Source organism: Pararhizobium sp. IMCC3301, assembly GCF_030758315.1.
Lineage (GTDB): Bacteria > Pseudomonadota > Alphaproteobacteria > Rhizobiales.
This window is the reverse complement of sequence record NZ_CP132336.1, coordinates 841506-866971: the sequence shown is the minus strand read 5'-3', so window position 1 is coordinate 866971 and position 25466 is coordinate 841506. Positions and strand designations below refer to the sequence as shown.

24 protein-coding genes and 4 tRNA genes are annotated in these 25466 nt (G+C 54.9%); 21 read left to right on the top strand and 7 right to left on the bottom strand.

What is annotated here, in order from left to right; genetic code table 11:
* Positions 1 to 62 precede the first annotated feature (62 nt).
* Together yidD and thrS are read left to right on the top strand one after the other, a co-directional pair.
* A complete protein-coding gene (gene yidD, locus RAL88_RS04015; RefSeq protein ID WP_306269577.1) occupies positions 63 to 392 on the top strand; it encodes a membrane protein insertion efficiency factor YidD in 330 nt (109 codons plus the stop codon).
* A gap of 187 nt (positions 393 to 579) precedes the next feature.
* On the top strand, positions 580 to 2514 hold the full coding sequence (thrS, locus tag RAL88_RS04010) for a threonine--tRNA ligase (RefSeq protein WP_306267439.1): 1935 nt from the start codon (positions 580 to 582) through the stop codon (positions 2512 to 2514).
* Between the two features lie 97 nt (positions 2515 to 2611).
* On the opposite strand, the gene RAL88_RS04005 is transcribed toward thrS, so the two are convergent.
* The gene (locus tag RAL88_RS04005) at positions 2612 to 3616 is read right to left on the bottom strand and encodes a hypothetical protein (protein ID WP_306267438.1); all 1005 of its coding nucleotides are present in this window, start codon (positions 3614 to 3616) and stop codon (positions 2612 to 2614) included.
* Between the two features lie 307 nt (positions 3617 to 3923).
* Between RAL88_RS04005 and RAL88_RS04000 the strand changes: the two genes are divergently transcribed.
* The 3 genes from RAL88_RS04000 to RAL88_RS03990 all read left to right on the top strand — a co-directional run bounded on the left by RAL88_RS04000 (position 3924) and on the right by RAL88_RS03990 (position 5300).
* The gene (locus RAL88_RS04000) at positions 3924 to 4502 is read left to right on the top strand and encodes a nitroreductase (protein ID WP_306267437.1); all 579 of its coding nucleotides are present in this window, start codon (positions 3924 to 3926) and stop codon (positions 4500 to 4502) included.
* A gap of 49 nt (positions 4503 to 4551) precedes the next feature.
* Positions 4552 to 5154 (top strand): flavin reductase family protein, encoded by a 603-nt coding sequence (locus tag RAL88_RS03995; protein ID WP_306267436.1) that lies wholly within the window; start codon positions 4552 to 4554, stop codon positions 5152 to 5154.
* Positions 5155 to 5224: 70 nt separating this feature from the next.
* A tRNA-Thr gene (locus RAL88_RS03990) sits at positions 5225 to 5300 on the top strand.
* Between the two features lie 156 nt (positions 5301 to 5456).
* Here the strand turns inward: RAL88_RS03990 and RAL88_RS03985 are convergent.
* From RAL88_RS03985 to RAL88_RS03970, 4 genes are all read right to left on the bottom strand, one after another.
* Complete coding sequence (locus RAL88_RS03985; protein WP_306267435.1) at positions 5457 to 6086, bottom strand: hypothetical protein; 630 nt, start codon at positions 6084 to 6086, stop codon at positions 5457 to 5459.
* 308 nt (positions 6087 to 6394) lie between these two features.
* Positions 6395 to 6541 (bottom strand): hypothetical protein, encoded by a 147-nt coding sequence (locus tag RAL88_RS03980; protein ID WP_306267434.1) that lies wholly within the window; start codon positions 6539 to 6541, stop codon positions 6395 to 6397.
* Between the two features lie 245 nt (positions 6542 to 6786).
* The gene (locus RAL88_RS03975) at positions 6787 to 7326 is read right to left on the bottom strand and encodes a TlpA disulfide reductase family protein (protein ID WP_306267433.1); all 540 of its coding nucleotides are present in this window, start codon (positions 7324 to 7326) and stop codon (positions 6787 to 6789) included.
* Positions 7323 to 8603 (bottom strand): sialidase family protein, encoded by a 1281-nt coding sequence (locus RAL88_RS03970; protein ID WP_306267432.1) that lies wholly within the window; start codon positions 8601 to 8603, stop codon positions 7323 to 7325. The genes RAL88_RS03975 and RAL88_RS03970 overlap by 4 nt, the downstream gene beginning before the upstream one ends.
* A gap of 286 nt (positions 8604 to 8889) precedes the next feature.
* On the opposite strand from RAL88_RS03970, the gene RAL88_RS03965 reads away from it, so the two are divergent.
* From RAL88_RS03965 to RAL88_RS03955, 3 genes are all read left to right on the top strand, one after another.
* The gene (locus RAL88_RS03965) at positions 8890 to 9417 is read left to right on the top strand and encodes a MarR family winged helix-turn-helix transcriptional regulator (RefSeq protein WP_306267431.1); all 528 of its coding nucleotides are present in this window, start codon (positions 8890 to 8892) and stop codon (positions 9415 to 9417) included.
* A 420-nt stretch (positions 9418 to 9837) separates the two neighbouring features.
* A complete protein-coding gene (locus RAL88_RS03960; RefSeq protein WP_306267430.1) occupies positions 9838 to 10470 on the top strand; it encodes a YHYH protein in 633 nt (210 codons plus the stop codon).
* 387 nt (positions 10471 to 10857) lie between these two features.
* Entirely contained in the window at positions 10858 to 11616 is a 759-nt protein-coding gene (locus RAL88_RS03955; RefSeq protein WP_306267429.1) for an NAD kinase, read from the top strand.
* Positions 11617 to 11653: 37 nt separating this feature from the next.
* On the opposite strand, the gene glpD is transcribed toward RAL88_RS03955, so the two are convergent.
* A complete protein-coding gene (gene glpD / locus RAL88_RS03950; RefSeq protein ID WP_306267428.1) occupies positions 11654 to 13255 on the bottom strand; it encodes a glycerol-3-phosphate dehydrogenase in 1602 nt (533 codons plus the stop codon).
* A 322-nt stretch (positions 13256 to 13577) separates the two neighbouring features.
* On the opposite strand from glpD, the gene RAL88_RS03945 reads away from it, so the two are divergent.
* Both RAL88_RS03945 and RAL88_RS03940 read left to right on the top strand, forming a co-directional pair.
* A complete protein-coding gene (locus tag RAL88_RS03945; RefSeq protein ID WP_306267427.1) occupies positions 13578 to 14138 on the top strand; it encodes a PleD family two-component system response regulator in 561 nt (186 codons plus the stop codon).
* Between the two features lies 1 nt (position 14139).
* Positions 14140 to 14709 carry an Hpt domain-containing protein gene (locus tag RAL88_RS03940; RefSeq protein WP_306267426.1) on the top strand — a complete coding sequence of 190 codons (570 nt, stop codon included), beginning with the start codon at positions 14140 to 14142 and terminating at the stop codon, positions 14707 to 14709.
* A 27-nt stretch (positions 14710 to 14736) separates the two neighbouring features.
* On the opposite strand, the gene RAL88_RS03935 is transcribed toward RAL88_RS03940, so the two are convergent.
* Positions 14737 to 15579 carry an RNA methyltransferase gene (locus RAL88_RS03935; protein ID WP_306267425.1) on the bottom strand — a complete coding sequence of 281 codons (843 nt, stop codon included), beginning with the start codon at positions 15577 to 15579 and terminating at the stop codon, positions 14737 to 14739.
* A gap of 458 nt (positions 15580 to 16037) precedes the next feature.
* Between RAL88_RS03935 and RAL88_RS03930 the strand changes: the two genes are divergently transcribed.
* The 11 genes from RAL88_RS03930 to rpoB all read left to right on the top strand — a co-directional run bounded on the left by RAL88_RS03930 (position 16038) and on the right by rpoB (position 25391).
* Positions 16038 to 16122 (top strand) — tRNA-Tyr (locus RAL88_RS03930).
* Positions 16123 to 16157: 35 nt separating this feature from the next.
* Positions 16158 to 16231: transfer RNA gene (locus RAL88_RS03925), tRNA-Gly, on the top strand.
* A 110-nt stretch (positions 16232 to 16341) separates the two neighbouring features.
* On the top strand, positions 16342 to 17517 hold the full coding sequence (tuf, locus tag RAL88_RS03920) for an elongation factor Tu (protein ID WP_306267412.1): 1176 nt from the start codon (positions 16342 to 16344) through the stop codon (positions 17515 to 17517).
* A gap of 9 nt (positions 17518 to 17526) precedes the next feature.
* Positions 17527 to 17602: transfer RNA gene (locus tag RAL88_RS03915), tRNA-Trp, on the top strand.
* 159 nt (positions 17603 to 17761) lie between these two features.
* On the top strand, positions 17762 to 17959 hold the full coding sequence (secE, locus tag RAL88_RS03910; RefSeq protein ID WP_306267424.1) for a preprotein translocase subunit SecE: 198 nt from the start codon (positions 17762 to 17764) through the stop codon (positions 17957 to 17959).
* A 14-nt stretch (positions 17960 to 17973) separates the two neighbouring features.
* Positions 17974 to 18504 (top strand): transcription termination/antitermination protein NusG, encoded by a 531-nt coding sequence (gene nusG / locus RAL88_RS03905; RefSeq protein WP_306267423.1) that lies wholly within the window; start codon positions 17974 to 17976, stop codon positions 18502 to 18504.
* Between the two features lie 108 nt (positions 18505 to 18612).
* On the top strand, positions 18613 to 19041 hold the full coding sequence (gene rplK / locus RAL88_RS03900) for a 50S ribosomal protein L11 (RefSeq protein WP_306267422.1): 429 nt from the start codon (positions 18613 to 18615) through the stop codon (positions 19039 to 19041).
* A gap of 5 nt (positions 19042 to 19046) precedes the next feature.
* Complete coding sequence (gene rplA / locus RAL88_RS03895) at positions 19047 to 19745, top strand: 50S ribosomal protein L1 (RefSeq protein WP_306267421.1); 699 nt, start codon at positions 19047 to 19049, stop codon at positions 19743 to 19745.
* Between the two features lie 321 nt (positions 19746 to 20066).
* Positions 20067 to 20585: a 50S ribosomal protein L10 gene (gene rplJ / locus RAL88_RS03890; RefSeq protein WP_306267420.1), complete on the top strand. Its 519-nt coding sequence runs from the start codon at positions 20067 to 20069 to the stop codon at positions 20583 to 20585.
* Between the two features lie 58 nt (positions 20586 to 20643).
* A complete protein-coding gene (rplL, locus tag RAL88_RS03885) occupies positions 20644 to 21021 on the top strand; it encodes a 50S ribosomal protein L7/L12 (RefSeq protein WP_306267419.1) in 378 nt (125 codons plus the stop codon).
* Between the two features lie 227 nt (positions 21022 to 21248).
* The gene (gene rpoB / locus RAL88_RS03880; RefSeq protein ID WP_306267418.1) at positions 21249 to 25391 is read left to right on the top strand and encodes a DNA-directed RNA polymerase subunit beta; all 4143 of its coding nucleotides are present in this window, start codon (positions 21249 to 21251) and stop codon (positions 25389 to 25391) included.
* The last annotated feature ends 75 nt before the right edge of the window (positions 25392 to 25466 follow it).

The following is a 25466-nucleotide window of genomic DNA, read 5'->3' as shown; positions in this document are numbered from 1 at the left end:
AGAATGCCGTGAAATGATGTGTCAGACAAGCACGCAATAACGCTGAAACCTTGAGGTGAAAAATTCCAGATTTTCCATTCCTTCGCAAATGGCCGGCATATTTCGGTCTGGCGTTGATCCGGATATATCAGAAGGTGATATCGCCACTTCTGGGTTCATCGTGCCGCTATGCGCCGACATGCTCGAGCTATGGTGCCGAATCGATTTCCCGGTTTGGCCTGTGGGCCGGGGGGTGGATGACACTGGCGCGGTTCAGCAGGTGCAATCCTCTCGGGGCCTCAGGATATGATCCGGCACCTGAAACGCTGCCGGAAAATGCCTGCTGGTACCGGCCATGGCGCTATGGGCGCTGGACGGGCGGGCATATCGACCCGGCAACCCGGCTGGACTGATCCTTGTCTTCAGCCCCCGTCCGCAACTCCCGTCCGCAACTCCCGTCCGCAACAGGGCGCGCAGACGTCCCGGTCAATCCGGCGCCGGCCACTTGCATCAGCAATGCTGCCGCGTTAAACCCGCGCCCGTATTCAACACAAAAGCTTACCTGCATTCGTTGGCAGAGAGTGAGCAGGAGACAGACTGATGATTTCCATTAAATTACCGGACGGTTCAGAGCGATCCCTGGAGAACGGCTCCAGCGGCAAGGATCTGGCCGAGAACATTTCAAAATCACTGGCAAAAAAATCCGTCGCCATGGTGCTCGATGGCGCGCTGACCGATCTTGCTGATCCGCTGCATGATGGTGCGCAGGTCGAGATTGTCACACGGGATGATGAGCGGGCGCTGGAGTTGATCCGCCATGACACGGCTCATGTGATGGCCCAAGCGGTGCAGGAATTGTATCCCGGCACCCAGGTGACGATCGGGCCGGTCATTGAAGACGGATTTTTCTACGATTTTGCCCGCGATGAGCCATTCACACTGGACGATCTGCCGAAGATCGAAGCCAAGATGAAGGAAATCATTCAGCGCAATGCGCCGTTCACCCGCGAGGTCTGGTCGCGGGACAAGGCTGCCAGCGTATTTTCCGAGTTGGGCGAAGGCTACAAGGTTGAATTGCTGGACGCGATTCCCGAAGGCGAAGACGTCAAGATTTACTATCAGGGTGACTGGTTCGATCTGTGCCGCGGGCCGCATATGGTGTCCACAGGGCAGGTCGGGCAGGCCTTCAAACTGATGAAGGTGGCCGGAGCCTATTGGCGCGGCGACAGCGACAACGCCATGCTGACCCGTATTTACGGAACTGCATGGTCCAATGAAAAAGATCTGCAAACCTATCTGACACGGCTTGAAGAAGCTGAAAAACGCGATCACCGCAAACTCGGGCGCGAAATGGATCTGTTCCACTTCCAGGATGAAGGCCCGGGTTCGGTGTTCTGGCATGAAAAGGGCTGGGCCCTGTTTCAAAACCTTATCAATTACATGCGCCGCCGCAATGACGGCGCGGATTATGATGAGGTGAACACGCCGGACATGCTCGACCGCTCGCTCTGGGAGGCTTCCGGCCACTGGGAGAAATTCGGCGAAAACATGTTCACCACAACCACGCCTGATGAACGCGTGTTTGCGCTGAAACCGATGAATTGCCCCGGCCATGTTCAAGTGTTCAAGAATGGTCTGAAATCCTATCGGGATCTGCCTGCCAAGATCAGCGAATTCGGCAAAGTGCACCGCTACGAACCGTCCGGCGCTCTACATGGCCTGATGCGGGTTCGCTCCTTTACCCAGGACGATGCTCATGTGTTTGTGACCGAAGAGCAGATCACCGAACAATGCCTGGCGATCCACAATCTGCTGCTGTCGATCTATGCCGATTTCGGATTTACTGACATCCGCATCAAGTTTTCCGATCGACCGGAAAAACGGGTCGGTTCAGATGAAGTCTGGGACGAGGCGGAGGCAGCACTGATAACTGCGGTGGAAGCTGCCGGAGATGCCTATACGCTGAACCCCGGCGAGGGCGCTTTCTATGGTCCGAAACTGGAATATGTGCTGCGTGACGCCATTGGACGTGACTGGCAATGCGGCACGCTGCAAGTGGATTTGAACCTGCCGGAAAGGCTGGGCGCGTTCTATATCGGCTCTGATGGCGAGAAGCACCTTCCGGTGATGCTGCATCGCGCAATCTTCGGATCTCTGGAACGGTTCACCGGCATTCTGATTGAGCATCATGCGGGCCATTTTCCGCTGTGGCTGGCACCCCTGCAGATCATGATCGCGACCATCACTTCGGAAGCCGATGAATATGCTGTGAAAGTGCGTGATGCGATGCGCGCTGCGGGCCTCAGGGTTGAGGCGGATCTGCGCAATGAAAAGATCAACTACAAGGTTCGCGAACACAGTCTCGGCAAAGTCCCGGCCATCATAGCGGTCGGGTCCAGGGAATCGGAAGACGGCTCTGTGTCAATCCGCCGCATCGGCTCCAAACATCAGACAGTGATGAGCCTGGACGAAGCCATAAAAAGTCTGGTTGAGGAAGCTCTGCCGCCCGATCTTGCCCGTCTGCAGGCGCAATAAAGTTGTTGCCGCGCGGTGCCGCCCTGTGCAGGGATTGGTACCGCGCGTTGATTTGCCGGCCCGATGGTGAAAATCCAGTCGTGAAACCCTGGCGGGCCTATTGACCTTGCAGCAGAACTTCGACATCGCGGTTGCGGCCGGCTTCGACTGAAAAATTGCGGTTGTAAGGCGTGTCCTCGTGGGTTGCGACCACCGCATAATCGCCTTCTTCCAGAACATATTCGGGAAACGCACCGACGGTTTCAGCAATCACTTCTCCATTGGGATAGAGCAATGTCCATTTTGTGTTGGCAATTGCTTCGCCGCCCGGTTCGTTGACCAGCTTCAGGGTGACTTCCGCAGCTCTGTGATACAGGGTTGCATCGGTCAGTTTGCCTTCTTCCACGGTAATATCGGCACTGACGGTGGCATTGGCATTGCCATATTTGCTTTCAACCCGGTATGTGCCGGCATTCAACGGCAGAATCAGGCCCGGGCGGGCGCCGTCCACAATCAGGGTTTCATCGGTGGTTTCCGAATTGCTTTCGGAGACGCGAAACTTCACCTTGTCGGCAGGGATGGTGACATCTCCAGTCAGTTGGGCCTGAAGGCGCAGTCCACCGGCACCCAGGATAATGGTTTCGGTGACCGGATCCCCGGCCATGCGCAACACGGCGGTTGAGGATGCCTTGCCGTAAGAGGCGTGAACCAGATAATTGCCGGGCTGCAGGGTCTGGCTCCAGTCACCACCGCGTCCGCTGGCAACCAGCGGATAGGTGCCGCTCTCCTCTGGCACCTGGTCGTAAATGCGCCACACAACACCGAACGGAATGGGTTCGCCGTCTTCAATCAGTTTGGCAACGAGTACAGCCTTGGCCGGTCCGGCATTGGCATCGACAGGCGGCAGGTCCTGAGCGCTGCCGGCTGGCGGCGCCCCGAGAATTTGCGGCAGAACATCGAGAAGGTTCTGCGCCGGGTTGATGGCGTTCTCACCGGCGCCGGGTTTTGCCCTTGGCAATGGCGCGCTTTGGGCAGAAACTGCTGTGGCGGTGACACCCAGCAGCAGGAGCGCACCCACAATCCGAAACAATGCCGCTGTTATAGCGTGTGTCAAAAATTTCATGAATTCGTTGCTGACCTTCGTATTGATGCGCTGTCCCGCTCATAGTCCGAGCACACCTTGTTACAGGTTTGGATGGAACGATAGATTGGCCTTTTGATGGCCGGATCATTCCGCAAACCTGATTGTCTGAATACAGCGTCCAACAGGCGTTTAAAAGTGCCAACGCGCCGAATTGACATTCTGTGCACGCAAAGGAACTGGGTGGAAAGTCGCCCGCTCGGTTGATTTCTATTGTTTCAAAGGTTTTAAGCTCTATTGCGATACCTAGCGATGAGCCTTCGGCCAATGAAAACACTCAGGAGAATATATGGACTTGAAGACCTATCTGTCTTCGCGGCGAACGATTCCCTCCGCCCAATTGAGCGGTCCGGGACCTGACAGACAGCAATGTTCCGAGCTGCTGACATTGGCGTCGCGCAGCCCGGATCATGGCAAGCTGGTGCCGTGGCGGTTTATCGTCATCTACGTCGAGGGGCTTCAGAAACTGGGTGAGTTCTGTGTCGAGCGCGAAAAATCCCGAGCGCTGGATGAAGGACGCGTACTCAGCGAAGCGGAAATCAACAAGACCGCAACTGTATTCAGCAATGCGCCGCTGGTGGTGGTGCTGGTCTCCACGGCCCAGGGTCACCAGAAAATTCCACTGTGGGAACAGGAACTCGCGGTCGGGGCGGTCGGAATGAACCTGCTGCACGCCAGCAAGGCGCTGGGCTTTTCTGCGCAATGGCTGACCGGCTGGATGGCCTATGATGACAAAGTAATTGGATTACTCGGCGTCAGTGAGCCGGAACGGATCGCCGGGTTTTTTCACATCGGCACGGCGCAGCAGGCACCGGTCGAGCGTGCCCGGCCGGACATAACAGCAATCACGACAGACTGGCCGGCCTGAGTGGCCTAATTTGCCTGAGCGGCACGATTCTGCAAACGGAGATCAGACGTTGTTTTACGACGCTATCAAGAAGAACCACGGATTGCCCCATGACCCGTTCAAGGCGATTGTTACACCACGTCCGATTGGCTGGGTGTCAACCCAGGACGCCGCCGGCCGGCACAATCTGGCGCCATACAGCTTTTTCAATGCGCTGAGTGACAGACCGCCAATCGTCTTTTTCTCGTCAGACGGGATGAAGGACAGCGCCAGCAATGCCCGTGAGAGCGGCGTGTTTGCCTGCAATCTGGCCACCTTTGCGCTGAAAGACGCGATGAATGCCTCGTCTGCGCCTCTTGCTCATGGGGTCAGTGAATTTGACCGTGCCGGTCTGACGCCGGTTCCGTGCACATTGATCAATGCACCTCGGGTGGCAGAGGCGGCTGTGGTGCTGGAATGTGAAACCCTGGAAGTGAAGCCACTGGTCGACCGGTCCGGTCAGGCGGCGGATTACACAATGGTCATCGGTCAGGTTCTCGGCATTCACATAGACGATGCCTGTCTGGTTGACGGGTTGCTGGACATCACACTGTTAAAACCCATCGCACGGCTGGGTTACCGGGATTATGCGGTGATCGATGAAGTATTCCAGCTGACACGGCCGGGAAGCTGAAAATGGCGGCTGGACAGAGCGGATATTTTCCCTTAGGAAGCGCTTCGTCAGCGCAAACTGCGCCTGTGTCGCCGGTATAGCTCAGCTGGTAGAGCAACTGATTTGTAATCAGTAGGTCCCGGGTTCGAATCCTGGTGCCGGCACCATTTTTCCCAAAATTTTTGTTGTCTCAGTTGCAGATCTGTTCGCGGAACAAGTCTGCATACCGCTGTCTATGGTGTTGCATCCCCCGGCGGGAAGGCGGTGTGTGCAGTCGATGCACCGTCTTCCCGCCGGGAATGATTTTGTGTTTGTTCAGCTGGTTAAAGCGAGACAATGACCTGACATACGGTGACCGTGTCGGCGGGATAATTACCGGGAGCTGCCAGAATAGCGTCGCAATTCATGCGCAGTTTGGTGACCGCCGAGGAATCAAGTCCGGCGAGAACCGCTGTGAGTTCCTGACTGGACATGCTGGAAAGCGAACCGATCTGGTTGGCATCCTGCAATGACACATTCAGATTGGCGTTGGCACCATTGCCAGCTGCGGCAGTTCCGGTGGCAGTGGCGCTGCCGGTGCCGATGCTGACATTGCCTGCCGCGCCATCGCCGCCTGCACCAAGAGTTGCAGTGCCCGTTGTGTCACCGGTTCCGATTTGGACATTGGCCGCAGTGCCATCGTCCCCGGAGCCAATCGTTGCCGTTCCGGTTGTACCACCGGTACTGACACTTGCGGATGCATCCGTGTCACTGCCGCCGCCGACACTGGCTGATCCGCTGCCGCTGGTGCCGCCGGTGCTGACACTGACGGATGCATCTGCTCCGCCGCCGTCTGTCGATGCATTTGCGTCAACCGATTGGGCAATGGCGCTGCTGCTCACGCTGGCCAGAAGAGCCATGCCAAAAACAGAAGCCAAAACAGGCATGCTGATTGTTCGTGTGTGAATGCTCATGATATTCCCTTTCTTCATGGTGCTAAACTTGCGATTACAATTTAGAAATGCATCAAAACTCAATTGGTTCACTGCGAGTTTGGAAACTGGATAAGCCGGATTTAAGGGAATTCGGACGATTTGATTAAATTTTATGACTGGAAAAGTCGTTGTCAGAAATGCAATCTAACAATGCATTTCTGATTAGGTGGACCCTGAGCCCGACCCGACTGCACAGCAGCTCTGCGACGATTGGATCTGGATCGTTTCGTCCGCCCGCGTCGCCTGATTCCAAGGTGTATTCTCTGCCGCAGATGCAGATGATTTACTCACGATGCCTGCGCGGGTTCGATGCGCGCTTTTGGTGCGGCCGGCTGACATTCGGTGTCAATCAGATCGCTTGGATGACGTGTGAATTTGCGGGTATGTTCGGCGCGGGTGACATCGGCTAGGGCATCGTGGTCTCTTGAAGACATTTTCAGCCATCCGAAGGTAGGTTGCTGCTTTCACCGGAGGCTGCATCGGTCACACCAGTGCAAACGCAAACGGCAGGCAATCCTGGTCGGCGCACTCTGAACACAACGCGGATAGGACCAGACCCAAGAGGCGCAGCAGAACGCGGTGTTGCATCGGGAATGACGGCGCTGATTATATCCAAGCCATCCTTGCAGACAGTCAATGCAGGCTCAAAAACCTGCTGCGCCCCTGGACTTTGAAGCAATCAGTCCTGGTCAGCCATCTGCACTGTAAAGAATGCCAGAGCTGAAGTGCTATCCCAATCCGCTGGTCCAGGCTTGCGACCTAATTCTCGCCCATCCGGACCTATCAGGAGAGTTGTTGGCATCGCAAATACGCCAAGTTTACGCATAGCAGTACCAGATTCATCAATGAATATGGCACGTTCATCCAGACCAAGCTGTTGGTAAAGCCGCTGAACATTTGTAAGTCGACCCGCATCTGTCGATAAGGCAATGACCTGAAATTGATCCCCACCAAGTTCCTGTTGCAAGCCCTGCAGGTCGGGTAGTTCTTTGCGGCAAGGTGGACACCAGGTCGCCCAGATATTCAAAAGAACATATTTGCCCTTGAAGTCTTCGAGCATAAATTGATTGCCTGCGGCGTCACTGAACTCGATCCTTGGCAACTCTTTGGATGCTGAATGAATGCCAAAGGAGAACTTTCCCTCTTCTGCGACGGCAGCTCCTGAATGCATCGAAAACAACACCAACGAAGGAAATATCCAGCGTATCAACTGCTTCATTTTACTTCACCTGTCCTGGCCAAAATCGTGCGGATTGTTGTCCCGCCTTCGGGATGCGTTGTCGCTTCTTGCGAGGGTTCTGTCCATGCTATGAAAACGCCTTGCTCACCCAATGCCATGCGCGGGAAACCAACCGTTCTTCCAACTGAACTGACAGCGACAACTCTGGGATGCTCGCAGCCGGCCTTCGGGTCGACGGCGCAAATCAAGACAACCTCACCTTGCGCCGTTTGTTCGACCCAAGTAACCAGTGCCGATCCCTTTGCCTGCTGAATGACATCAACCCTTCCAGATGGTGCACCATTATCGATCTCAAAAGCCTTCCCAAAGGTCACACCGTCATCGCTCGAAAACGCAACTTTAACTTTGGGAACGTCATTGGCTGCTGTGAACCAGGCAACGACTGTCTGGCCATCATCCGCATCGATTGCGGGACCGTTCACGGGACAGCCTTCTATGTGCCAGCCGTCCGGGCTGACCGGGGTTGGGGCAGACCATCCCTGCGGCGTATAACGCACGATTGAAATATCGCGAATTTCTTCGAGCGACCGGTCGCGATAGACCGCAACAATATCTCCATTGTCAGCGACAACAGCCGATGTCTGGCAGCATGTGCAGGTCCTTGCATCAATCAATGCATCGTCGCTCATCTCCCAGTTCCCGGTGATCGAGCGTGCACGCAATTGCATGGCGTTCTCCTCAATCTCTTGAGAAGCATAGATGTCGTAGTTGCGTCCATCCAACCAGATCGCCATGAAGTCGTCGCTCTGTGTCGGTAGTAGGGTCACAAACCCATGTTCGCGCTGTGAACGGTCATCATGGGGTACAAAGGATTTTGACCATGTCTTGCCTTCGTCATCCGACCGCGCAATTCTGACGTCGTATTGATAAGATGCATCGCCATTAATCTGAAGCCAATGGGCGACAAGCGTGCCGTCTGCCAATGCAATGGCGGAAGGGAAGTCCGCCCAGTTCACAAAGAGATCATCCCTTTCAACGACTGTCTGCGGCTTTGACCAGCCGGACCCATCAAAAATCGCGACCTTCACTGCAAAACCTTGTCCTTGCGGTTCGGTCCAACTCATCAGCACACGACCATCGATCATGGTAGAAAGTGACGGTTCACGCGCGCCATCAGCTACAGGCGCGGACAGATCTGTGACCGAAGTAAAGAGCGCATCGTCAGCAAAGGCAATTGGGGCGTTGGTTACAAGAACCGCCATAACTGCCAGCAGGCCTATCAATGGGTTGACTGAAAGTTTCGTTTTCAAGAGCACTGATTTACCTCACTAACTTACTGTAAGCGGTATCAGGTGTTTCCGTCACGCCTGTTTTTCAAAGCATTGTGATTAAAATTTAGAAAAGCTCGTGTCGGGAATGCAATCTAACAATACATTGCTGATCAGGCTTACCCGGTGGGCGAGCTGACTGGAAAGCAACCCTGCTACGACCGGTTTCGGGGAGTTTGGCAGCCAGCGCCGCCGCGGGTTTCTCAATCACTGCGAACAACCGTTTGAACAGGGAACTTGCACCAGCCTAATAATTAGTATACTAACTGTTAGCATGAAAACTGATGCCTCCTTGCTGCATTTCCTTCTGCACTCCGCCGATCTCGTGGAAGAACATTTGCGTCGGCGTCTCACCCGGATCGAGTTGCGACCACGGCAGGCACGCGTGCTCGACGCACTTGCCCGCATGGAACCTGCTTCGCAAGTCAGCCTTGCCCGCGCATTCGATGTAACTCCGGCCAGCATGAGCACGATGACGACCCGGCTGATAGAGGCTGGTTTCATCACGCGCGAGATCGATCCGTCCGAGGCACGCAGCAATCTTTTGCGCCTGACTGATCGCGGGCGCGGCCTGTTGTCGGAGATCCACACAGCCTGGCGCGAGATCGATGCGATGATCGCCGAGCAGATCGGCGCTGAAAAAGCCGCTGACCTCGGGAGCTTGACTCGCGACCTGCGCGATGGTTTGGGCGGTCATGCGCCTGGTCGCCGCGCATCTGAATCAGTCATCTCACACGAACACATTGATGACGAAAACCGTAATGACGAAAACCGTAAATTTAATAACTTGCCCGAGAGGTAAAGCATCATGAAACACAGACGTTTAGATAGAACGCCAATATATAGAATGGCAGCAGCTTTGGTAATGGTTGCTGTCCTTGCACTGACAGCTACGTCAGTTCTGACGTAGCTGTCTGCGAACGCGCAAGAAGCCGATGGATCAACTACGGGTCTGGTTGACACGGGATCGGCTGTTGCGGCCGCAAACTGGAGCGACAATGTTACAATTACTGTCGACGAGGCGGCGAACACGTTTCGCTTTGAATCGAACGGTATCCCAAGCCACGGGTTCGCAGAGCAGTATCTGATCCCCAAAAATCCGAATGAGCAGCCGTTTCAGGACAAATCGGCGGATGCATTTACGGTCGTCAATTCGGCCGATTACTTTACCGAAATTCCGCTCGACACCACCATCACCACACTGCCAATTTATGTCGACGAGGTGACGGACACATCACTGGGCCGCATCGGTGTCGCCCTTAGTGGCGCGCAGATTTTCAACGATTATGAAAATCCCGAACGTTCTGTTGTGGCCATGGATGACAATGTCATCCACGATCACGTGCCGTTCGTGGACGAATGCAACGGGCATACTTTGGTCAACGGAACCAATTACCACTACCACGGTATTCCGGTCTGCATCAGCGACAGCCTGGATCAATCAGGCGAACATTCGATCATGATTGGTGTGCTTGAAGACGGCTTTCCGGTCTACGGCAACAAAGGTCAGGCCGGAGCGATCGTTACAGATGATGTTCTGGACGAATGCAGCGGTCATGTCGACGTCACGCCGGAGTTTCCAGATGGGATTTATCACTACCATCTGACAGCAGATGAAGCGCCCTATATGATTGATTGTTACCATGGTGAGGTCGAGATTGTTTCATCCCAAGGTGGCCCCGGTGGCGGTGGGCTGGATTTTGCAGCGCTCGCAGAAGAACTGGGAGTGAGTCAAAACGAATTGATTGATGCGCTTGGCACGTCAATGCCACCCAATTTTGAGGCTGCCGCAGAAAGCCTTGGCATCAGTGTCGAGGATCTTCGGGCCGCCATGCCTGGGCCTCCCCAGCAGTAACCTGCGCGTCACCAGACATGCAAAATCTCCGGGTGAGTTCCCTTGTTGGCTATAAAGCAGCCATGGGCTGGATGCTTGGCGCTGGATGCGCGCTTGTCGGGCAGCCCGATGACATCCGCCTCACATCCATTTGATTTTCAATTGACCGGCAGGCTGGCTAAGGTCTCATCAACACCAAATGGAGGTTTACCCCATGAACTGCCTTGAATCTGCCACCTGCTTTGATCGTCGTTATGCACTCGGATTTGGTTTTGCAGTTGCACTTTGGGGTGCGATGACGCTGTCCGTTGTGTTGCTTTAACGTTCATCCGTAACGGAATGATTGACAAATAGTTCTGCACTTTGTGACATGCCGCCTACCGAAGCTTAGCAAACAAGGTAGGCGGCATGAAATTCGCATTTGAAGCGAGCGACGCGGAGGACGCCCAGCAGGCTCTTTCCGAACTTCGCTCGCACTACAGCACCGTGGCCTCCCAGGATGCAGATGTCATTGTCGTGCTTGGCGGCGATGGCAGCATGTTGCGGGCGCTGCACACCTATATGAATTCAGGAAAAATGCTGTACGGCCTGAATCGCGGTTCAATCGGCTTTCTGATGAATGAATTTGCGGTTGAACTCTTGGAACAGCGCATTCTGAATGCAGTGTCTACGATAATTCATCCGTTGGTCATGGAAGTCACATTGGCGGGCGGAAAGGCCGAGCGCGCCTATGCGCTGAACGAAGTTTCACTGCTGCGGCAATCCTATCAGGCCGCCAAGCTGCAGATTTCAGTAGATGACCGGGTTCGCATGCGGGAATTGATCTGTGACGGGATTTTGCTGGCGACGCCGCAGGGCAGCACAGCTTACAATCTGTCGGCACATGGCCCGATTCTGCCGATCAATGCGCCACTGCTGGCTCTCACGCCGATCAGTCCGTTCCGGCCCAGGCGATGGCGCGGAGCGTTGTTGCCCAACAGGGCCAAATTGACCATTGATGTGCTGGATGCAGACAAGCGGCCGGTCAATGCGGTGGCGGACCACACGGAATTCAAAACTGTCGAAAGGGTCGTTGCCTGGGAGGACCCCGAAAGCCAGTGCGGCCTGCTGTTTGATCCGGATCATTCGTGGGATGAAAGAATACTGGCCGAACAATTTCAATATTAGTGAAATTGATGGTCATGGCGACTTGTTGGACCCGGCTTCAAACCGTGAGGAAGGCGGGCAATTGTTCTGCCATGAAATTGTCCAGGCGGGCAATATCCGCTTCATCCTGTATCACCAGCCCGCGTTTCGTCCGGCGCCATAAAACATCCTGGGCGGTGCGGGCCCATTCCTCGCGCATCAGATAACGCACTTCCGATTCGGTCAGATCAGACCCGAAATTCTCTCCAAGATCCGCAATGCTCGTTGCATCCTTGACGATTGTCCGGGCGCGCGTGCCGTAAAGCCGGAACAGGCGCCAGGCATGATCCGGTTGCAGGAAAGGGAATTCGGCCTCAAAGCGCATCAGTTCGCTGTCAAAGGCAAGCGCATCAAAACCGCCGCCGGGCAGGGTGGCACCCTCTGTCCAGGGTTTGCCTTTGGAGCCGATTGCATCTTCAATCTTCTCAAGCATCGATTCAGCTAACCTGCGGTAAGTGGTTATTTTTCCACCAAAAATGTTGATCAGTTTGGGCTCTTCCGGTTTGCCTTCGCTCTTCAGGACATAATCCCGTGTTGCCTCCTGGGCCTTCGATGCGCCGTCGTCATAGAGCGGGCGGACACCGGAATAGGTCCAGACAATATCCGACCTCTGAACCGGTTCGCTGAAATATTCTGCCGCAGCGTTGATCAGATAGTCAGTTTCCTCATCGCTGATCGTGACATTTTTCGGATCGCCCTGATAATCCCGGTCGGTGGTGCCGATCAGGGTAAAATCCCGTTCATAGGGAATTGCGAAAAAGATGCGGCCATCATTGTTCTGAAAGAAATAGGCGCGCGGATCGTCGAATTTCCGCTTGATGACGATATGGCTGCCCTGGACCAGACGGACATTGTGGGTATCTTTTCGGCCAAGAGCATCTTTCAGAATGTGATCGACCCAGGGTCCGGCCGCGTTGACAAGGCAGCGGGCCTCGACCTGCCGGGATTTGCCGGTCAGCCTGTCCTCAAGTCCGATCTGCCATAATTGGCCCGCCCGCCGGATCAAGACAACTTTAGTGGCCGTATCGATTTGTGCGCCCCGGTCCGCCGCATCGCGCGCATTCAGGACCACCAGTCGGGCATCATTGACCCAACAGTCGGAATATTCGAAAGCCTTTCTGAAATGCGGTTTTAGCGGCAGTCCCGCAGGATCATTTGCAAGATCAAGCGTTGTCGTGCCGGGCAGCTTTTTGCGGCCACCAATATGATCGTAAAGAAACAGGCCGATACGGATCAGCCAGGCCGGCCGGGTATCCTTGTGATGCGGCAGGACAAATCGCAGTGGCCAGATGATGTGCGGGGCCATGGCCCAGAGTGTTTCGCGTTCCATAAGCGCTTCGCGGACAAGGCGGAATTCATAATGTTCCAGATAGCGCAGTCCGCCATGGATGAGTTTGGTCGAGCATGAAGATGTGCCGGAGGCCAGATCATTGATTTCCGCAAGAGCCACCGTGTAGCCGCGTCCAACTGCATCGCGCGCGATGCCAACCCCATTTATGCCACCGCCAATGATGAACACATCATAGGGAGTCTGGTCGGGATAGGGTGTCTGATCGGGCCCGGGTGAATCGCCGCCCTGCGCATTGGAACTATCGGAGGCGCGGGATGTGGGCTGGCTCATCGAGGGGCTCTCAGGGATGGTTCTCTCGAGGATGGTTCTCTCGGGGGCGGATCTCTGGAGACGGGTTTTTCGGGGGCGCGTCTCCTGCCGTTTGGTTTGTCATAAAACGAAGATATATGAGTGTCAAACGAAGAAATACGAAAGAGGCTGCTCTGTCCGTCTCTGCCAGTTGTGCTGAAACAGACTGTCAGCCCGGTTAAATCCCGTGCCCGGTGTAAAACCCTGTGTACCAATCCGGCCTGGCAGGAAACGGACTATTAAGACCTCACCGGCTAATTTTGTGGTTCGGCTGAAGTTACAGGGAATGAAAGTTTCTCACCCTATGAGACCAGTTAATTTATCGGCGCTGAGATGTCTTGTCGTCGATGACAATGCGCATATGAGGCGAATTGTTCGCATGTTGCTTCAAGGATTTGGCATCCGGGAAGTGATCGAGGCCGAGGATGGCGCCTCTGGTCTGGAGCTGTTTCAATCCAGCTCACCGGATTTCATTATTCTTGACTGGTCAATGCCAATTTTCAACGGGCTTGAACTGACCCGCATGCTGCGCAACAAGGAAACCAGCATTTACCCGTATGTGCCGATTATCATGATCACCGGCCATTCTGACAAGAAGCGGGTTATTGAAGCGCGGGATGCGGGCGTGACGGAATTTGTCTGCAAACCCCTGTCTGCAAAGGCGCTCTATCAGCGCATTGTTCTGTCGGTCGTGTCGCCCCGGCCGTTTATCAGAACCAAGACTTTTTTCGGCCCTGACCGCAGGCGCGTCATCACTCCAATGGCCTATGGCGGAGAAGAACGTCGTGGCAATGAAGACAGCATTGGTCAGGTAACCGAAGTCGCGGGCCTGATTCAACATCCCAAGGAACAATCGGTGGCATGATATGACAGATCCAGACGTTCCGACCCGTATGGTGGGCTCCGGCAGTTCCGCTCATGAGCTCATCGAGCCGCCGAACAAGTTGAAAGACAAGGTAAAGCCGATTCTGCAAGCCCAAGGCCAGCCTCTTGAAGATCCGGTGGCAAGGGCCGAGCGCGAATTGAAAAAACTGGAACCGCAGTTTGACGAGTGGATTAAGAGCGATATCTCCCGCCTGAAACAAGCCTGGGAGGACTACATCACTGCGAGCGAACCGGTCGATCAGGACGCGGAAGGGGCGATCGCCCCGCTGTTTCGCGCCGCTCATGATCTTAAGGGCCAGGCTGCGACTTACGGCAAACCTTATATCGCAACTGTGGCGGCCAGCCTGTGCATGATTCTTGAAGATCCGGAAACACTGGCGGTCGTGCCTCCAGCCCTGATTGAACAACATGTCAATGCGATAGCGGCAATGCACCGTGAAAGCTCGGAACCAAGTGCAGATGACCTGGCTTCGAGGCTGAGCGAGGAGTTGACGAAAATCGCCCAGTCCTTCGTCGCTGCAGACAGAGGTAAGCGGTTGAAGGTCTCCTAGATTTCAGGTCTGTCGAGCGTGACAGAATTAATCGGCAGAGCCGGCCTGAGCATCCAGCGACTGGCGGCAGACAAACAGAGACAAGGCGGCGGCATTCGAGACATTCAGGCTCTTGATCGGACCCGGCATGTCGAGACGGGCCAGAGCATCGCACAGATCGCGCGTCAGACGTCTCAGGCCGCGGCCCTCAGCCCCCAGAATCAGTGCAATTTTTTCACCGCCATGATCGGCAAGGCTCTTGATCAGATCGCTGGGGCCTTCGCTGTCGAGACCTATCGCGGAAAATTGCAACGCCCTGATTTCCTCCACAGCGCGTGCCAGGTTTGTCACCTGAATATAGGGGACATGTTCAAACGCTCCGGACGCAGTCTTGGCCAGAAGGCCGTTTTCATGCGGCGCGTTGCGCAGGGTTGTCACCACCGCGCCGGCCCCAAGGGCACAGGCTGAACGGATGATCGCCCCGACATTGTGCGGATCGGTCACCTGGTCAAGCACAACCACCAGATCATGATGCCGTACATCTTCCAGAGTTGGTTGGGAAAGCCGTTCCGCCTCCAGAACGATGCCCTGATGGACCGCGTCGCGTTCGACCAACTGGTCAAGGTCCCTGGGACGCACTTCGCGCCAGCCTTCCGGCAAGGCAACGGCTTCCGCAATCAACCTGTCAGCCAGGTTCCGGGTGATGCTGGCCTGAATGATGCGCCTGTTGGCGTTGCGCAGCGCCGCTTCGCAAGCATGGTAACCGTAAAGCTTGACGGTTTCGTCCAGATCACGGGGCTTGCCGAAACTTTGACCCTTGTCCTGATGCTCGCGCTTGCGGTCATTTTTGTGGCCGGATTTGTGGCCGGTTTTGTGGTTGTGTTTGCTCATGTTATCCCAGTGGTCAGCTTATCCCGGTGGTCAGCCCTCAACATCGCTGGAATGTCATCGCCGGAGTGAAGGTATCGCGAATTTCTGATGCTCTGTAAATGGAGCTACGGTAAAAACCGGCCTGATGGGCTGCAACTGGGGACTGCAATTGGGGGCTGCAACAATTTTACCGCTCGACCAATTGCTGTGGTGGCGACTTTGAAATCGCACCGGTAATCCCCATCTCAGTGTTAGTCCGAAACACACTGGTTGTGGTGGCGGAATGCCTGCCGCAGCACGGTGCAAGGGGCAGATTCCGGGTCTTGGGCGCAATTGGGCCAAAAAAGCCGTGGCGACGTTGAATCCTGCGTTGACATGTTGCATCAGCATCTGCATAACCACGGCCACCGAAGCACCTGCGAGAAATTGCGGGCGTTTTTGTTTGGGCAGGTGTGCCGACCCAGACAGGGTTTGATTTCGGAGGGATGCCTGAGCGGTTAAAAGGGGCGGACTGTAAATCCGTTGGCTATGCCTACGCTGGTTCAAATCCAGCTCCCTCCACCATCAAATTCGAACGACGGGCCAAATTCGAACTACAGGCGGGTATAGCTCAGAGGTAGAGCAACAGCCTTCCAAGCTGAAGACGCGGGTTCGATTCCCGCTACCCGCTCCAACTGCCGGGCTGCAGAAAAGCAGACCGGGCGCGAGATACAGGCTGATAGCCAGCCTGAAACAGGAATTCGGTGGCGCCGCCACCTGATAGTTGCAAGGAAATCCGGTCCGATGGCCAAGGAAAAGTTTAAACGCAATAAGCCGCATGCGAACATTGGCACGATTGGTCATGTTGACCACGGCAAGACGACATTGACGGCAGCGATTACGAAATATTTTGGTGAATTCAAGGCTTATGACGAGATTGATGGTGCACCGGAAGAAAAGGCACGCGGCATTACGATTTCCACTGCTCACGTTGAGTATGAAACGGATGCGCGCCACTACGCCCATGTCGATTGTCCGGGCCACGCGGATTATGTGAAGAACATGATCACCGGTGCGGCTCAGATGGATGGTGCGATTCTGGTTGTGTCCGCGACTGATGGCCCGATGCCACAGACCCGCGAGCACATTTTGCTGGCGCGTCAGGTTGGTGTTCCCTCGCTTGTGGTTTTCATGAACAAGGTTGACCAGGTTGACGATGAGGAACTGCTTGAGCTTGTCGAGATGGAAATCCGCGAGTTGCTGGTAGCCTATGAGTATCCTGGCGATGATATTCCGGTAACGATGGGGTCCGCGCTTGCGGCGCTTGAGGGCCGTGATGAGAAGATCGGTGAAGAAGCGATCCGCGCGCTGATGAAGACGGTTGACGAGTATATTCCGCAGCCCGAGCGTCCGATTGACCAGGCGTTCCTGATGCCGATCGAAGATGTGTTTTCGATTTCGGGGCGCGGTACGGTTGTGACCGGTCGTGTTGAGCGTGGCGTCATCAAGGTTGGCGACGAGATTGAGATTGTCGGCATTCGCGATACGCAGAAATCGACCTGTACCGGTGTTGAGATGTTCCGCAAGCTGCTGGACAGCGGCCAGGCGGGTGACAATATCGGCGCACTGCTGCGCGGTGTTCAGCGTGAAGATGTTGAGCGCGGCCAGGTTCTGTGCAAGCCGGGTACTGTGAAGCCCCACACTAAGTTCAAGGCGGAAGCCTATATTCTGACGAAGGAAGAGGGCGGGCGTCATACGCCATTCCTGACCAATTACCGTCCCCAGTTCTACTTCCGGACAACGGATGTGACCGGTATTGTTCATCTTCCCGAAGGCACGGAAATGGTGATGCCGGGTGATAATGTCGAGATGGATGTCGAACTGATCGTTCCGATCGCCATGGAAGAGCGGCTGCGCTTTGCCATTCGTGAAGGCGGACGTACCGTCGGGGCCGGCATCGTCGCAAGCATCATCGAGTAATCGAAGCTTAGGGGTATAGCTCAGTTGGTAGAGCGACGGTCTCCAAAACCGTAGGTCGCGGGTTCGAATCCTGCTGCCCCTGCCAAAATTGGATACAAGCGGACCTTGCCGGCCCGGTTCCCGGCATTATTCGCTTGTATCTTTCTGGCTGCTGTCTTATATGGCGGCTATCAACGTTGACCTTAGTCATGACCGAAGCGCGCCAGCCTGATGCTAGTGCGCTCGGCCCATTTGAGCGCGCTTTATGGCAAAAACAAATCCTTTCACATTTATTCAGCAGGTCCGCGCTGAAGTGTCCAAAGTTACATGGCCTTCACGCCGTGAAACCCTCGTTACGACTGTGATGGTTCTGATCATGGTGTTTTTGGCCGCGATTTTCTTCTTTTTGGCAGATCAACTTCTGGGTTGGGGCGTTGGACAGCTTCTGACTTTGGGCCGCTAGGGAAGGTACAATACATGGCGAAACGCTGGTATATCGTTCAGGCATATTCGAACTTTGAGAACAAGGTTGCCGCTTCCATTATGGAACGCGTTGCATCTGCCGGCCTTGAAGATCAGTTCGAACAGGTCGTGGTACCAACCGAAAAAGTGGTTGAAGTGCGCCGTGGCCGCAAGGTCGATACAGAGCGTAAATTCTTTCCCGGATATATTCTGGCGAAGGTGGATCTGACGGATGAAGCATTTCATCTCATCAAGAATACACCGAAAGTGACCGGATTTCTGGGCTCTGAAAACAAACCGATGCCTATTCCCGAAGCAGAGGCGATGCGCATTCTGCAACAGGTTCAGGAAGGTGTTGAGCGTCCGAAACCCTCGATCAGTTTTGAAATCGGTGAGCAGGTACGCGTATCGGATGGGCCGCTGGCCTCGTTCAATGGCCATATCGAAGAGGTCGATGAAGAGCGTGCAAGGCTCAAGGTAGCAGTTTCCATTTTCGGCCGGCCGACGCCGGTTGAACTGGAGTATAATCAGGTCGAAAAACTTTAAGTTGATCTGATGTTTGAATCGTGGAAGGCAGGTCGGGTGCGCCACACCCGAACTTTCCGGACCACGGACACCCAACGCCGGCGGTGCCGGCATGACACGGAGTGAACTATGGCGAAGAAAATTGCCGGGTATCTGAAGCTTCAGGTACCAGCCGGCGCAGCCAATCCGTCCCCGCCTATCGGGCCGGCCCTTGGTCAGCGCGGCGTTAATATCATGGAATTCTGCAAGGCATTCAATGCCAAGACGCAGGAAATGGAAAAAGGCCAGCCGATTCCGGTAATCCTGACCATTTACCAGGATAAATCTTTTACATTTGTGATGAAAACCCCGCCGGTTTCATTTCTTTTGAAAAAGGCTGCAAAACTGAAAAAAGGTTCCGAGACACCCGGGAAAACCTCTGCCGGATCTGTTTCCAGCGCTGCGGTGCGGGAGATTGCTGAAGCCAAGATGCAGGACCTGAATGCAAATGATCTGGAAGCTGCCATGCGGATGGTTGCCGGGTCTGCGCGTTCGATGGGTCTTAAGGTTGCGGGGTAAAGACAATGTCAAAATCAGGTAAAAGAGTTCGCAACAACGGTGAAGCCATCGATCGGCACAAGCTGTATGATTTGTCCGAAGCGGTCAATCTGCTGAAACAACACGCCAATGCAAAATTTGACGAGACTATCGAAGTTGCAATGAATCTGGGCGTGGACCCGCGTCACGCTGACCAGATGGTGCGCGGCGTGTGCAATCTGCCCAACGGTTCGGGCCGCAATGTTCGTGTCGCCGTATTTGCAAAAGATGCCAAAGCCGATGAAGCCCGAAAGGCCGGCGCCGATGTTGTCGGTGCTGAAGATCTGATGGAAGAAGTTCAGAAGGGCAACATCGATTTCGACCGATGTATCGCAACTCCGGATATGATGCCGCTGGTCGGTCGCCTGGGTAAGGTGCTCGGCCCCCGTGGCATGATGCCGAACCCGAAGGTTGGCACCGTCACCATGGATATTGCCGCTGCCGTAGCTGCCGCCAAAGGCGGTGCCGTAGAGTTTCGCGTTGAAAAGGCCGGCGTTCTGCATGCCGGCGTCGGCAAAGCATCATTCACAAAGGATGCGATTGTCGAGAATATCCAGGCCTTTGCAGACGCGGTGTCCAAATCGCGTCCAACCGGTGCCAAGGGTACTTTTGTGAAGCGTTTTGCCATCACCTCGACAATGGGTCCTGGCATTCACGTTGATCCGACAAGCGTTTCAAACGCTTAACAAAAAGAGAATTCCCCGCCGGTTCGCTGGCGGGGTGGTCATCTGAAAAGATGGCAAACCTGTCCGAGACTGCTGGCACCGGATCGTTCTAAACAACGAGATGGTTTAAAAATCGCCCGCACAGATAGGGAATAACCAGCTTGCGGTTCCGCAGGGAACCTTGCTGGTTTGAACCAACGGACCTGGCAGTGCGCGCGTAGGCACATTGCAAGGGGGCAGGGTATCGCGCCGCAGCAGCATCTTTCAAGAGGCTGACGCGGCATTCGTAAACCGGCCCCTTAGGCGATTTTCGCCCGAGAGGTCAAATGGAGAAGAGACGCAGTGGATAGAGCGGAAAAAACCGAAATGGTATCCATACTGGGTGATGTATTCAATGCATCAGGCAGTGTGGTTGTTGCTCATTATGCCGGTCTCACCGTGGCCCAGATGACTGCTTTACGCAATCAGATGCGCGACCAGGGTGCGTCCGTCAAAGTTGCAAAAAACCGCCTTGCCAAGCTCGCTCTTAAAGGTACCGACGCTGAATCAATGTCGGATCTGTTTCAGGGGCCTACCCTGATCGCTTATGCGGAAGATCCGGTAGCAGCGCCAAAAGTGGCCTCCGATTTTGCCAAGACGAATGACAAGCTTGTCATTCTCGGCGGCACGATGGGAGCCACAGCCCTTGATGCTTCCGGTGTGAAAGAACTTGCTTCCATGCCGTCGCTTGATGAATTGCGCGCGAAACTTGTGGGTATGATCAATACACCTGCAACCCGTATCGCTCAGCTCATCAATGCACCCGCCGGCCAGCTGGCGCGTGTGTTTGGGGCATATGCCAAAAAGGACGAAGCGGCGTAAGGCCGAATGCAACTCAACTCTATTGGTTCAAACCAAAGCAAACTTGAAAGAAATGAAAATGGCTGATCTTGAAAAAATCGTAGATGACCTGTCGAATCTCAGTGTTCTGGAAGCCGCCGAGCTGTCCAAGATGCTGGAAGAAAAATGGGGCGTTTCGGCCTCTGCTGCTGTTGCTGTTGCTGCAGCTCCAGGTGGCGGCGGCGAAGCTGCTGCTGAAGAAGAAAAAGACGAATTCGACGTTATGCTGATGGCTGCCGGCGAAAAGAAAATCAACGTGATCAAAGAAGTCCGTGCCATTACCGGCCTGGGCCTCAAAGAAGCAAAAGATCTGGTTGAATCTGCTCCCAAGGCCGTCAAGGAAGCTGCCTCAAAAGGTGAAGCAGAAGATATCAAAGCCAAGCTCGAAGCAGCTGGCGCGACTGTCGAACTCAAATAAGTTCGAAGACATCCTTGAATCCGGGCCGCCTGGCGGCCCGGATTTGACCTGTTGAAAGCGCTTTTTTTTAAAGCGCTTTTACGCGTCTCTGGCGCACGGTTTCGCAGGGCGGAATAGTGTGCAGGAGAGACACTTGTTTTGAAGGCCCGCGCTGCAGCGTAATCGAGCGGGATTTTTGAACAAATGTCTGAAATGACATATGTTTTTAGGACGACATGAGGTGCCAAATGGCTGAGACATATACCGGTCGCAAACAAGTTCGTAAATTTTTTGGTTCCATTCGAGAAGTGGCAAGCATGCCGAACCTGATCGAGGTCCAGAAGGCTTCTTATGATCAGTTTCTTCAGGCTGACAAGTTGCCAGGCGAGCGGCCTGAGGAAGGGCTTCAGGCAGTTTTCAAATCAGTATTCCCGATTTCCGACTTCGCCGGCTCTTCGCTTCTGGAATTTGTTGAGTATGAATTTGAAGCCCCGAAATATGATGTCGAGGAGTGCCGTCAGCGTGGCATCACCTTTGCTGCGCCGCTGAAAGTACGCCTGCGTCTGATCGTGTTTGATATTGATGAGGACACCGGTGCCAAATCGGTCAAGGATATCAAGGAGCAGGACGTCTATATGGGCGACATGCCGCTGATGACCGGCAATGGCACCTTTGTGGTCAATGGCACGGAACGGGTGATTGTCTCGCAGATGCACCGCTCTCCCGGCGTGTTTTTCGACCATGACAAGGGCAAAACCCATTCGTCCGGCAAGCTGCTTTTCGCCTCACGCATTATTCCCTATCGCGGTTCCTGGCTCGACATCGAGTTCGACGCGAAGGATATCGTTCACGCGCGCATCGATCGCCGCCGCAAAATTCCAGTGACGACACTGCTGTTCGCGCTTGGCCTGGACAGTGAGGAAATCCTCGACACCTTCTTCAATATCATCACCTTCAGCCGCATCAAGGATGGCTGGCGCAAGCCTTTCGAAGCGTCCAAGATGCGCGGAACCAAAGCTGTTGTTGATCTGATCGACGCGGATAGCGGTGAAGTGATTGTTGAAGCAGGCAAGAAACTGACAGCCCGCTCTGCACGCGATCTGGAAGAAAAAGGTGTCAAGGCGCTCAAAGTCAGCAATGAAGATCTGATCGGTGAATTCATCGCAGAGGAAATCGTCTCCACGGAAACCGGTGAGATTTTCATGGAAGCCGGTGATGAGATCACCGAGGACAATCTCGTGCTGCTTGAGGAAATGGGTTATAATGATGTGCCGGTTCTGGACATCGATTATGCCAATGCCGGTCCTTACATCCGCAACACGCTGGCGGCTGACAAGAATGAAAGCCGCGAAACCGCTCTGTTCGACATTTACCGCGTCATGCGTCCGGGCGAGCCGCCCACCATGGAAAGCGCGGAAGCGATGTTCACCTCGCTGTTCTTTGATTCCGAGCGCTATGATCTGTCGGCTGTTGGCCGGGTGAAGATGAATATGCGTCTGGATCTGGATGTCGAAGATACAGTTCGCGTGCTGCGCAAGGATGACATTCTGGAAGTCGTCAAGACCCTTGTAGGTCTGCGCGACGGCAGGGGCGAGATTGACGATATTGACAATCTCGGCAACCGCCGTCTGCGCTCGGTCGGCGAGTTGATGGAAAACCAGTACCGGGTTGGCCTTCTGCGTATGGAGCGGGCCATCAAGGAACGCATGTCATCGGTGGAAATCGACACGGTGATGCCGCAGGATCTGATCAACGCCAAGCCGGCTGCCGCCGCAGTGCGTGAATTCTTCGGCTCATCGCAATTGTCGCAGTTCATGGATCAGACCAATCCGCTTTCGGAAATCACCCACAAGCGCCGTCTTTCGGCACTTGGACCAGGTGGTCTGACCCGTGAGCGCGCCGGTTTTGAGGTGCGCGATGTGCATCCGACCCATTATGGCCGCATCTGCCCGATTGAAACGCCGGAAGGTCCGAATATCGGCCTGATCAACTCGCTGGCGACCTTCGCACGCGTCAATAAATATGGCTTTATCGAAAGCCCTTACCGCACCGTGGAAGACGGCAAGGTGACCGATAATGTGGTCTATCTGTCAGCCATGGAAGAGGCCAAGCACGTGGTGGCCCAGGCCAATGCGCTTCTGGGCGATGATAACAGCTTCCTGAATGAAATGGTGACCTGCCGCAAATCAGGCGATGTGCTGTCAATGCCGGCAGACGCCGTGACACTGATGGATGTGTCGCCAAAGCAGCTGGTCTCGGTTGCCGCGGCTCTGATTCCGTTTTTGGAAAACGATGATGCGAACCGGGCTCTGATGGGCTCCAATATGATGCGTCAGGCAGTGCCGCTGCTGAAGGCAGAGGCTCCTTTTGTCGGAACCGGTATGGAATCCGTTGTCGCGCGTGATTCCGGTGCTGCCATTACCACCCGCCGCACCGGTGTGGTGGATCAGGTCGATGCGACCCGTATCGTGATCCGTGCAACCGAAGAGTTGGACCCGTCAAAATCCGGCGTTGATATTTACCGCCTGATGAAATTCCAACGCTCCAATCAGGATACCTGCATCAACCAGCGGCCGCTGGTCGAGGTTGGCGAGCAGGTCAAGAAGGGTGACATCATCGCTGATGGCCCATCGACCGAATTGGGTGATCTGGCGCTTGGCAAGAACGTGCTGGTCGCATTCATGCCCTGGAATGGCTACAATTTCGAGGATTCGATCCTGATTTCCGAGCGCATCGTGCGCGATGACGTGTTCACGTCCATTCACCTTGAAGAATTTGAGGTGATGGCGCGTGACACCAAGCTTGGGCCTGAGGAAATCACCCGCGATATTCCGAATGTCTCTGAAGAGGCTCTGAAAAACCTCGATGAGGCCGGCATTGTCTATATCGGTGCCGAGGTTGATCCTGGCGACATTCTGGTCGGCAAGATCACGCCGAAGGGTGAAAGCCCGATGACTCCGGAAGAAAAGCTTCTGCGGGCCATTTTCGGCGAGAAAGCCTCGGACGTGCGCGACACGTCCCTGCGCCTGCCGCCAGGTGTTACCGGAACGGTTGTCGAAGTACGGGTGTTCAACCGTCACGGCATCGAAAAAGATGAGCGGGCCATGGCGATCGAGCGCGAGCAGATCGAAACTCTGGCGAAGGACCGCGACGACGAACAGGCCATTCTTGACCGCAACGTGTATAGCCGACTGTCGGATATGATCCGTGGCAAGAAGGCTGTGGCCGGTCCCAAGAACTTCAAGAAGGGCACCGAGGTGACCGACGAGGTTCTGGAAGAGTATCCGAGGTCACAGTGGTGGCTGCTGGCGGTCGAAGACGACAAGTTGATGGGCGAGCTGGAAGCTCTGAAAGAGCAGTATGATGACAGCCGCAAGGAGCTTGAAACGCGCTTCCTCGACAAAATCGACAAGCTGCAACGTGGTGATGAGCTGCCGCCCGGCGTGATGAAGATGGTAAAAGTGTTTGTCGCCGTGAAGCGCAAGCTTCAACCGGGTGACAAAATGGCCGGACGTCACGGCAATAAGGGTGTGGTTTCGCGTATTGTTCCGATTGAAGACATGCCCTATCTGGAAGATGGCACCCAGGTGGACATCGTTCTCAATCCGCTTGGCGTGCCAAGCCGGATGAATGTCGGCCAGATCCTGGAAACCCATCTCGGCTGGGCCTGTGCAGGGCTTGGATTGCAGATCGGCAAACAGGTTCGCGATTTCGAAAAATCCAGAGATATCAAACCGTTGCGGGCAATTCTGGAAGATATTTACGGGCAGAATGCACAGAATGACAATATTGTCGATCTGGATGATGATTCCGTGGTCAGGCTTGCCAACAACCTGAAACGCGGTGTGCCGATGGCAACACCGGTGTTTGACGGTGCGCGGGAACCTGATGTGGTTACCATGCTTGAGAAGGCCAAGCTGGACGGCTCTGGACAAAGCACGCTGTATGATGGACGGACAGGAACCCAGTTCGACCGTCAGGTCACGGTGGGCTACATCTATATGCTGAAACTGCATCACCTTGTCGATGACAAGATCCACGCCCGTTCGATAGGACCATACTCCCTCGTCACTCAGCAGCCGCTGGGTGGTAAGGCGCAGTTCGGCGGCCAGCGGTTCGGTGAAATGGAAGTGTGGGCTCTTGAGGCTTATGGCGCTGCCTACACATTGCAGGAAATGCTGACCGTCAAATCCGATGACGTGGCCGGACGCACCAAAGTCTATGAAGCGATCGTCCGCGGCGACGATACGTTCGAAGCCGGCATTCCGGAAAGCTTCAATGTGCTGGTCAAGGAAATGCGGTCACTTGGTCTGAATGTGGAGTTGGAAAACACCCTGGAAGACCTCAAGGCCGAGAATGACGAACAACCACAGATCGACGCGGCGGAATAAACCCACCGCGCGAACTGAGACTGCTGGACATACCGTTTTTTAGGCCGATCGGAATTGCACCGACTGGCCGCTCTA

Bases quoted from the DNA above. Each gene is read 5' to 3' on its own strand.
- thrS (WP_306267439.1), top strand. From the start codon at position 580: ATGATTTCCATTAAATTACCGGACGGTTCAGAGCGATCCCTGGAGAAC.
- RAL88_RS04005 (WP_306267438.1), bottom strand. From the start codon at position 3,616: ATGAAATTTTTGACACACGCTATAACAGCGGCATTGTTTCGGATTGTG.
- RAL88_RS04000 (WP_306267437.1), top strand. From the start codon at position 3,924: ATGGACTTGAAGACCTATCTGTCTTCGCGGCGAACGATTCCCTCCGCC.
- RAL88_RS03985 (WP_306267435.1), bottom strand. From the start codon at position 6,086: ATGAGCATTCACACACGAACAATCAGCATGCCTGTTTTGGCTTCTGTT.
- RAL88_RS03980 (WP_306267434.1), bottom strand. From the start codon at position 6,541: ATGTCTTCAAGAGACCACGATGCCCTAGCCGATGTCACCCGCGCCGAA.
- RAL88_RS03975 (WP_306267433.1), bottom strand. From the start codon at position 7,326: ATGAAGCAGTTGATACGCTGGATATTTCCTTCGTTGGTGTTGTTTTCG.
- RAL88_RS03965 (WP_306267431.1), top strand. From the start codon at position 8,890: ATGAAAACTGATGCCTCCTTGCTGCATTTCCTTCTGCACTCCGCCGAT.
- RAL88_RS03955 (WP_306267429.1), top strand. From the start codon at position 10,858: ATGAAATTCGCATTTGAAGCGAGCGACGCGGAGGACGCCCAGCAGGCT.
- glpD (WP_306267428.1), bottom strand. From the start codon at position 13,255: ATGAGCCAGCCCACATCCCGCGCCTCCGATAGTTCCAATGCGCAGGGC.
- RAL88_RS03945 (WP_306267427.1), top strand. From the start codon at position 13,578: ATGAGACCAGTTAATTTATCGGCGCTGAGATGTCTTGTCGTCGATGAC.
- RAL88_RS03940 (WP_306267426.1), top strand. From the start codon at position 14,140: ATGACAGATCCAGACGTTCCGACCCGTATGGTGGGCTCCGGCAGTTCC.
- RAL88_RS03935 (WP_306267425.1), bottom strand. From the start codon at position 15,579: ATGAGCAAACACAACCACAAAACCGGCCACAAATCCGGCCACAAAAAT.
- tuf (WP_306267412.1), top strand. From the start codon at position 16,342: ATGGCCAAGGAAAAGTTTAAACGCAATAAGCCGCATGCGAACATTGGC.
- secE (WP_306267424.1), top strand. From the start codon at position 17,762: ATGGCAAAAACAAATCCTTTCACATTTATTCAGCAGGTCCGCGCTGAA.
- nusG (WP_306267423.1), top strand. From the start codon at position 17,974: ATGGCGAAACGCTGGTATATCGTTCAGGCATATTCGAACTTTGAGAAC.
- rplK (WP_306267422.1), top strand. From the start codon at position 18,613: ATGGCGAAGAAAATTGCCGGGTATCTGAAGCTTCAGGTACCAGCCGGC.
- rplA (WP_306267421.1), top strand. From the start codon at position 19,047: ATGTCAAAATCAGGTAAAAGAGTTCGCAACAACGGTGAAGCCATCGAT.
- rplL (WP_306267419.1), top strand. From the start codon at position 20,644: ATGGCTGATCTTGAAAAAATCGTAGATGACCTGTCGAATCTCAGTGTT.
- rpoB (WP_306267418.1), top strand. From the start codon at position 21,249: ATGGCTGAGACATATACCGGTCGCAAACAAGTTCGTAAATTTTTTGGT.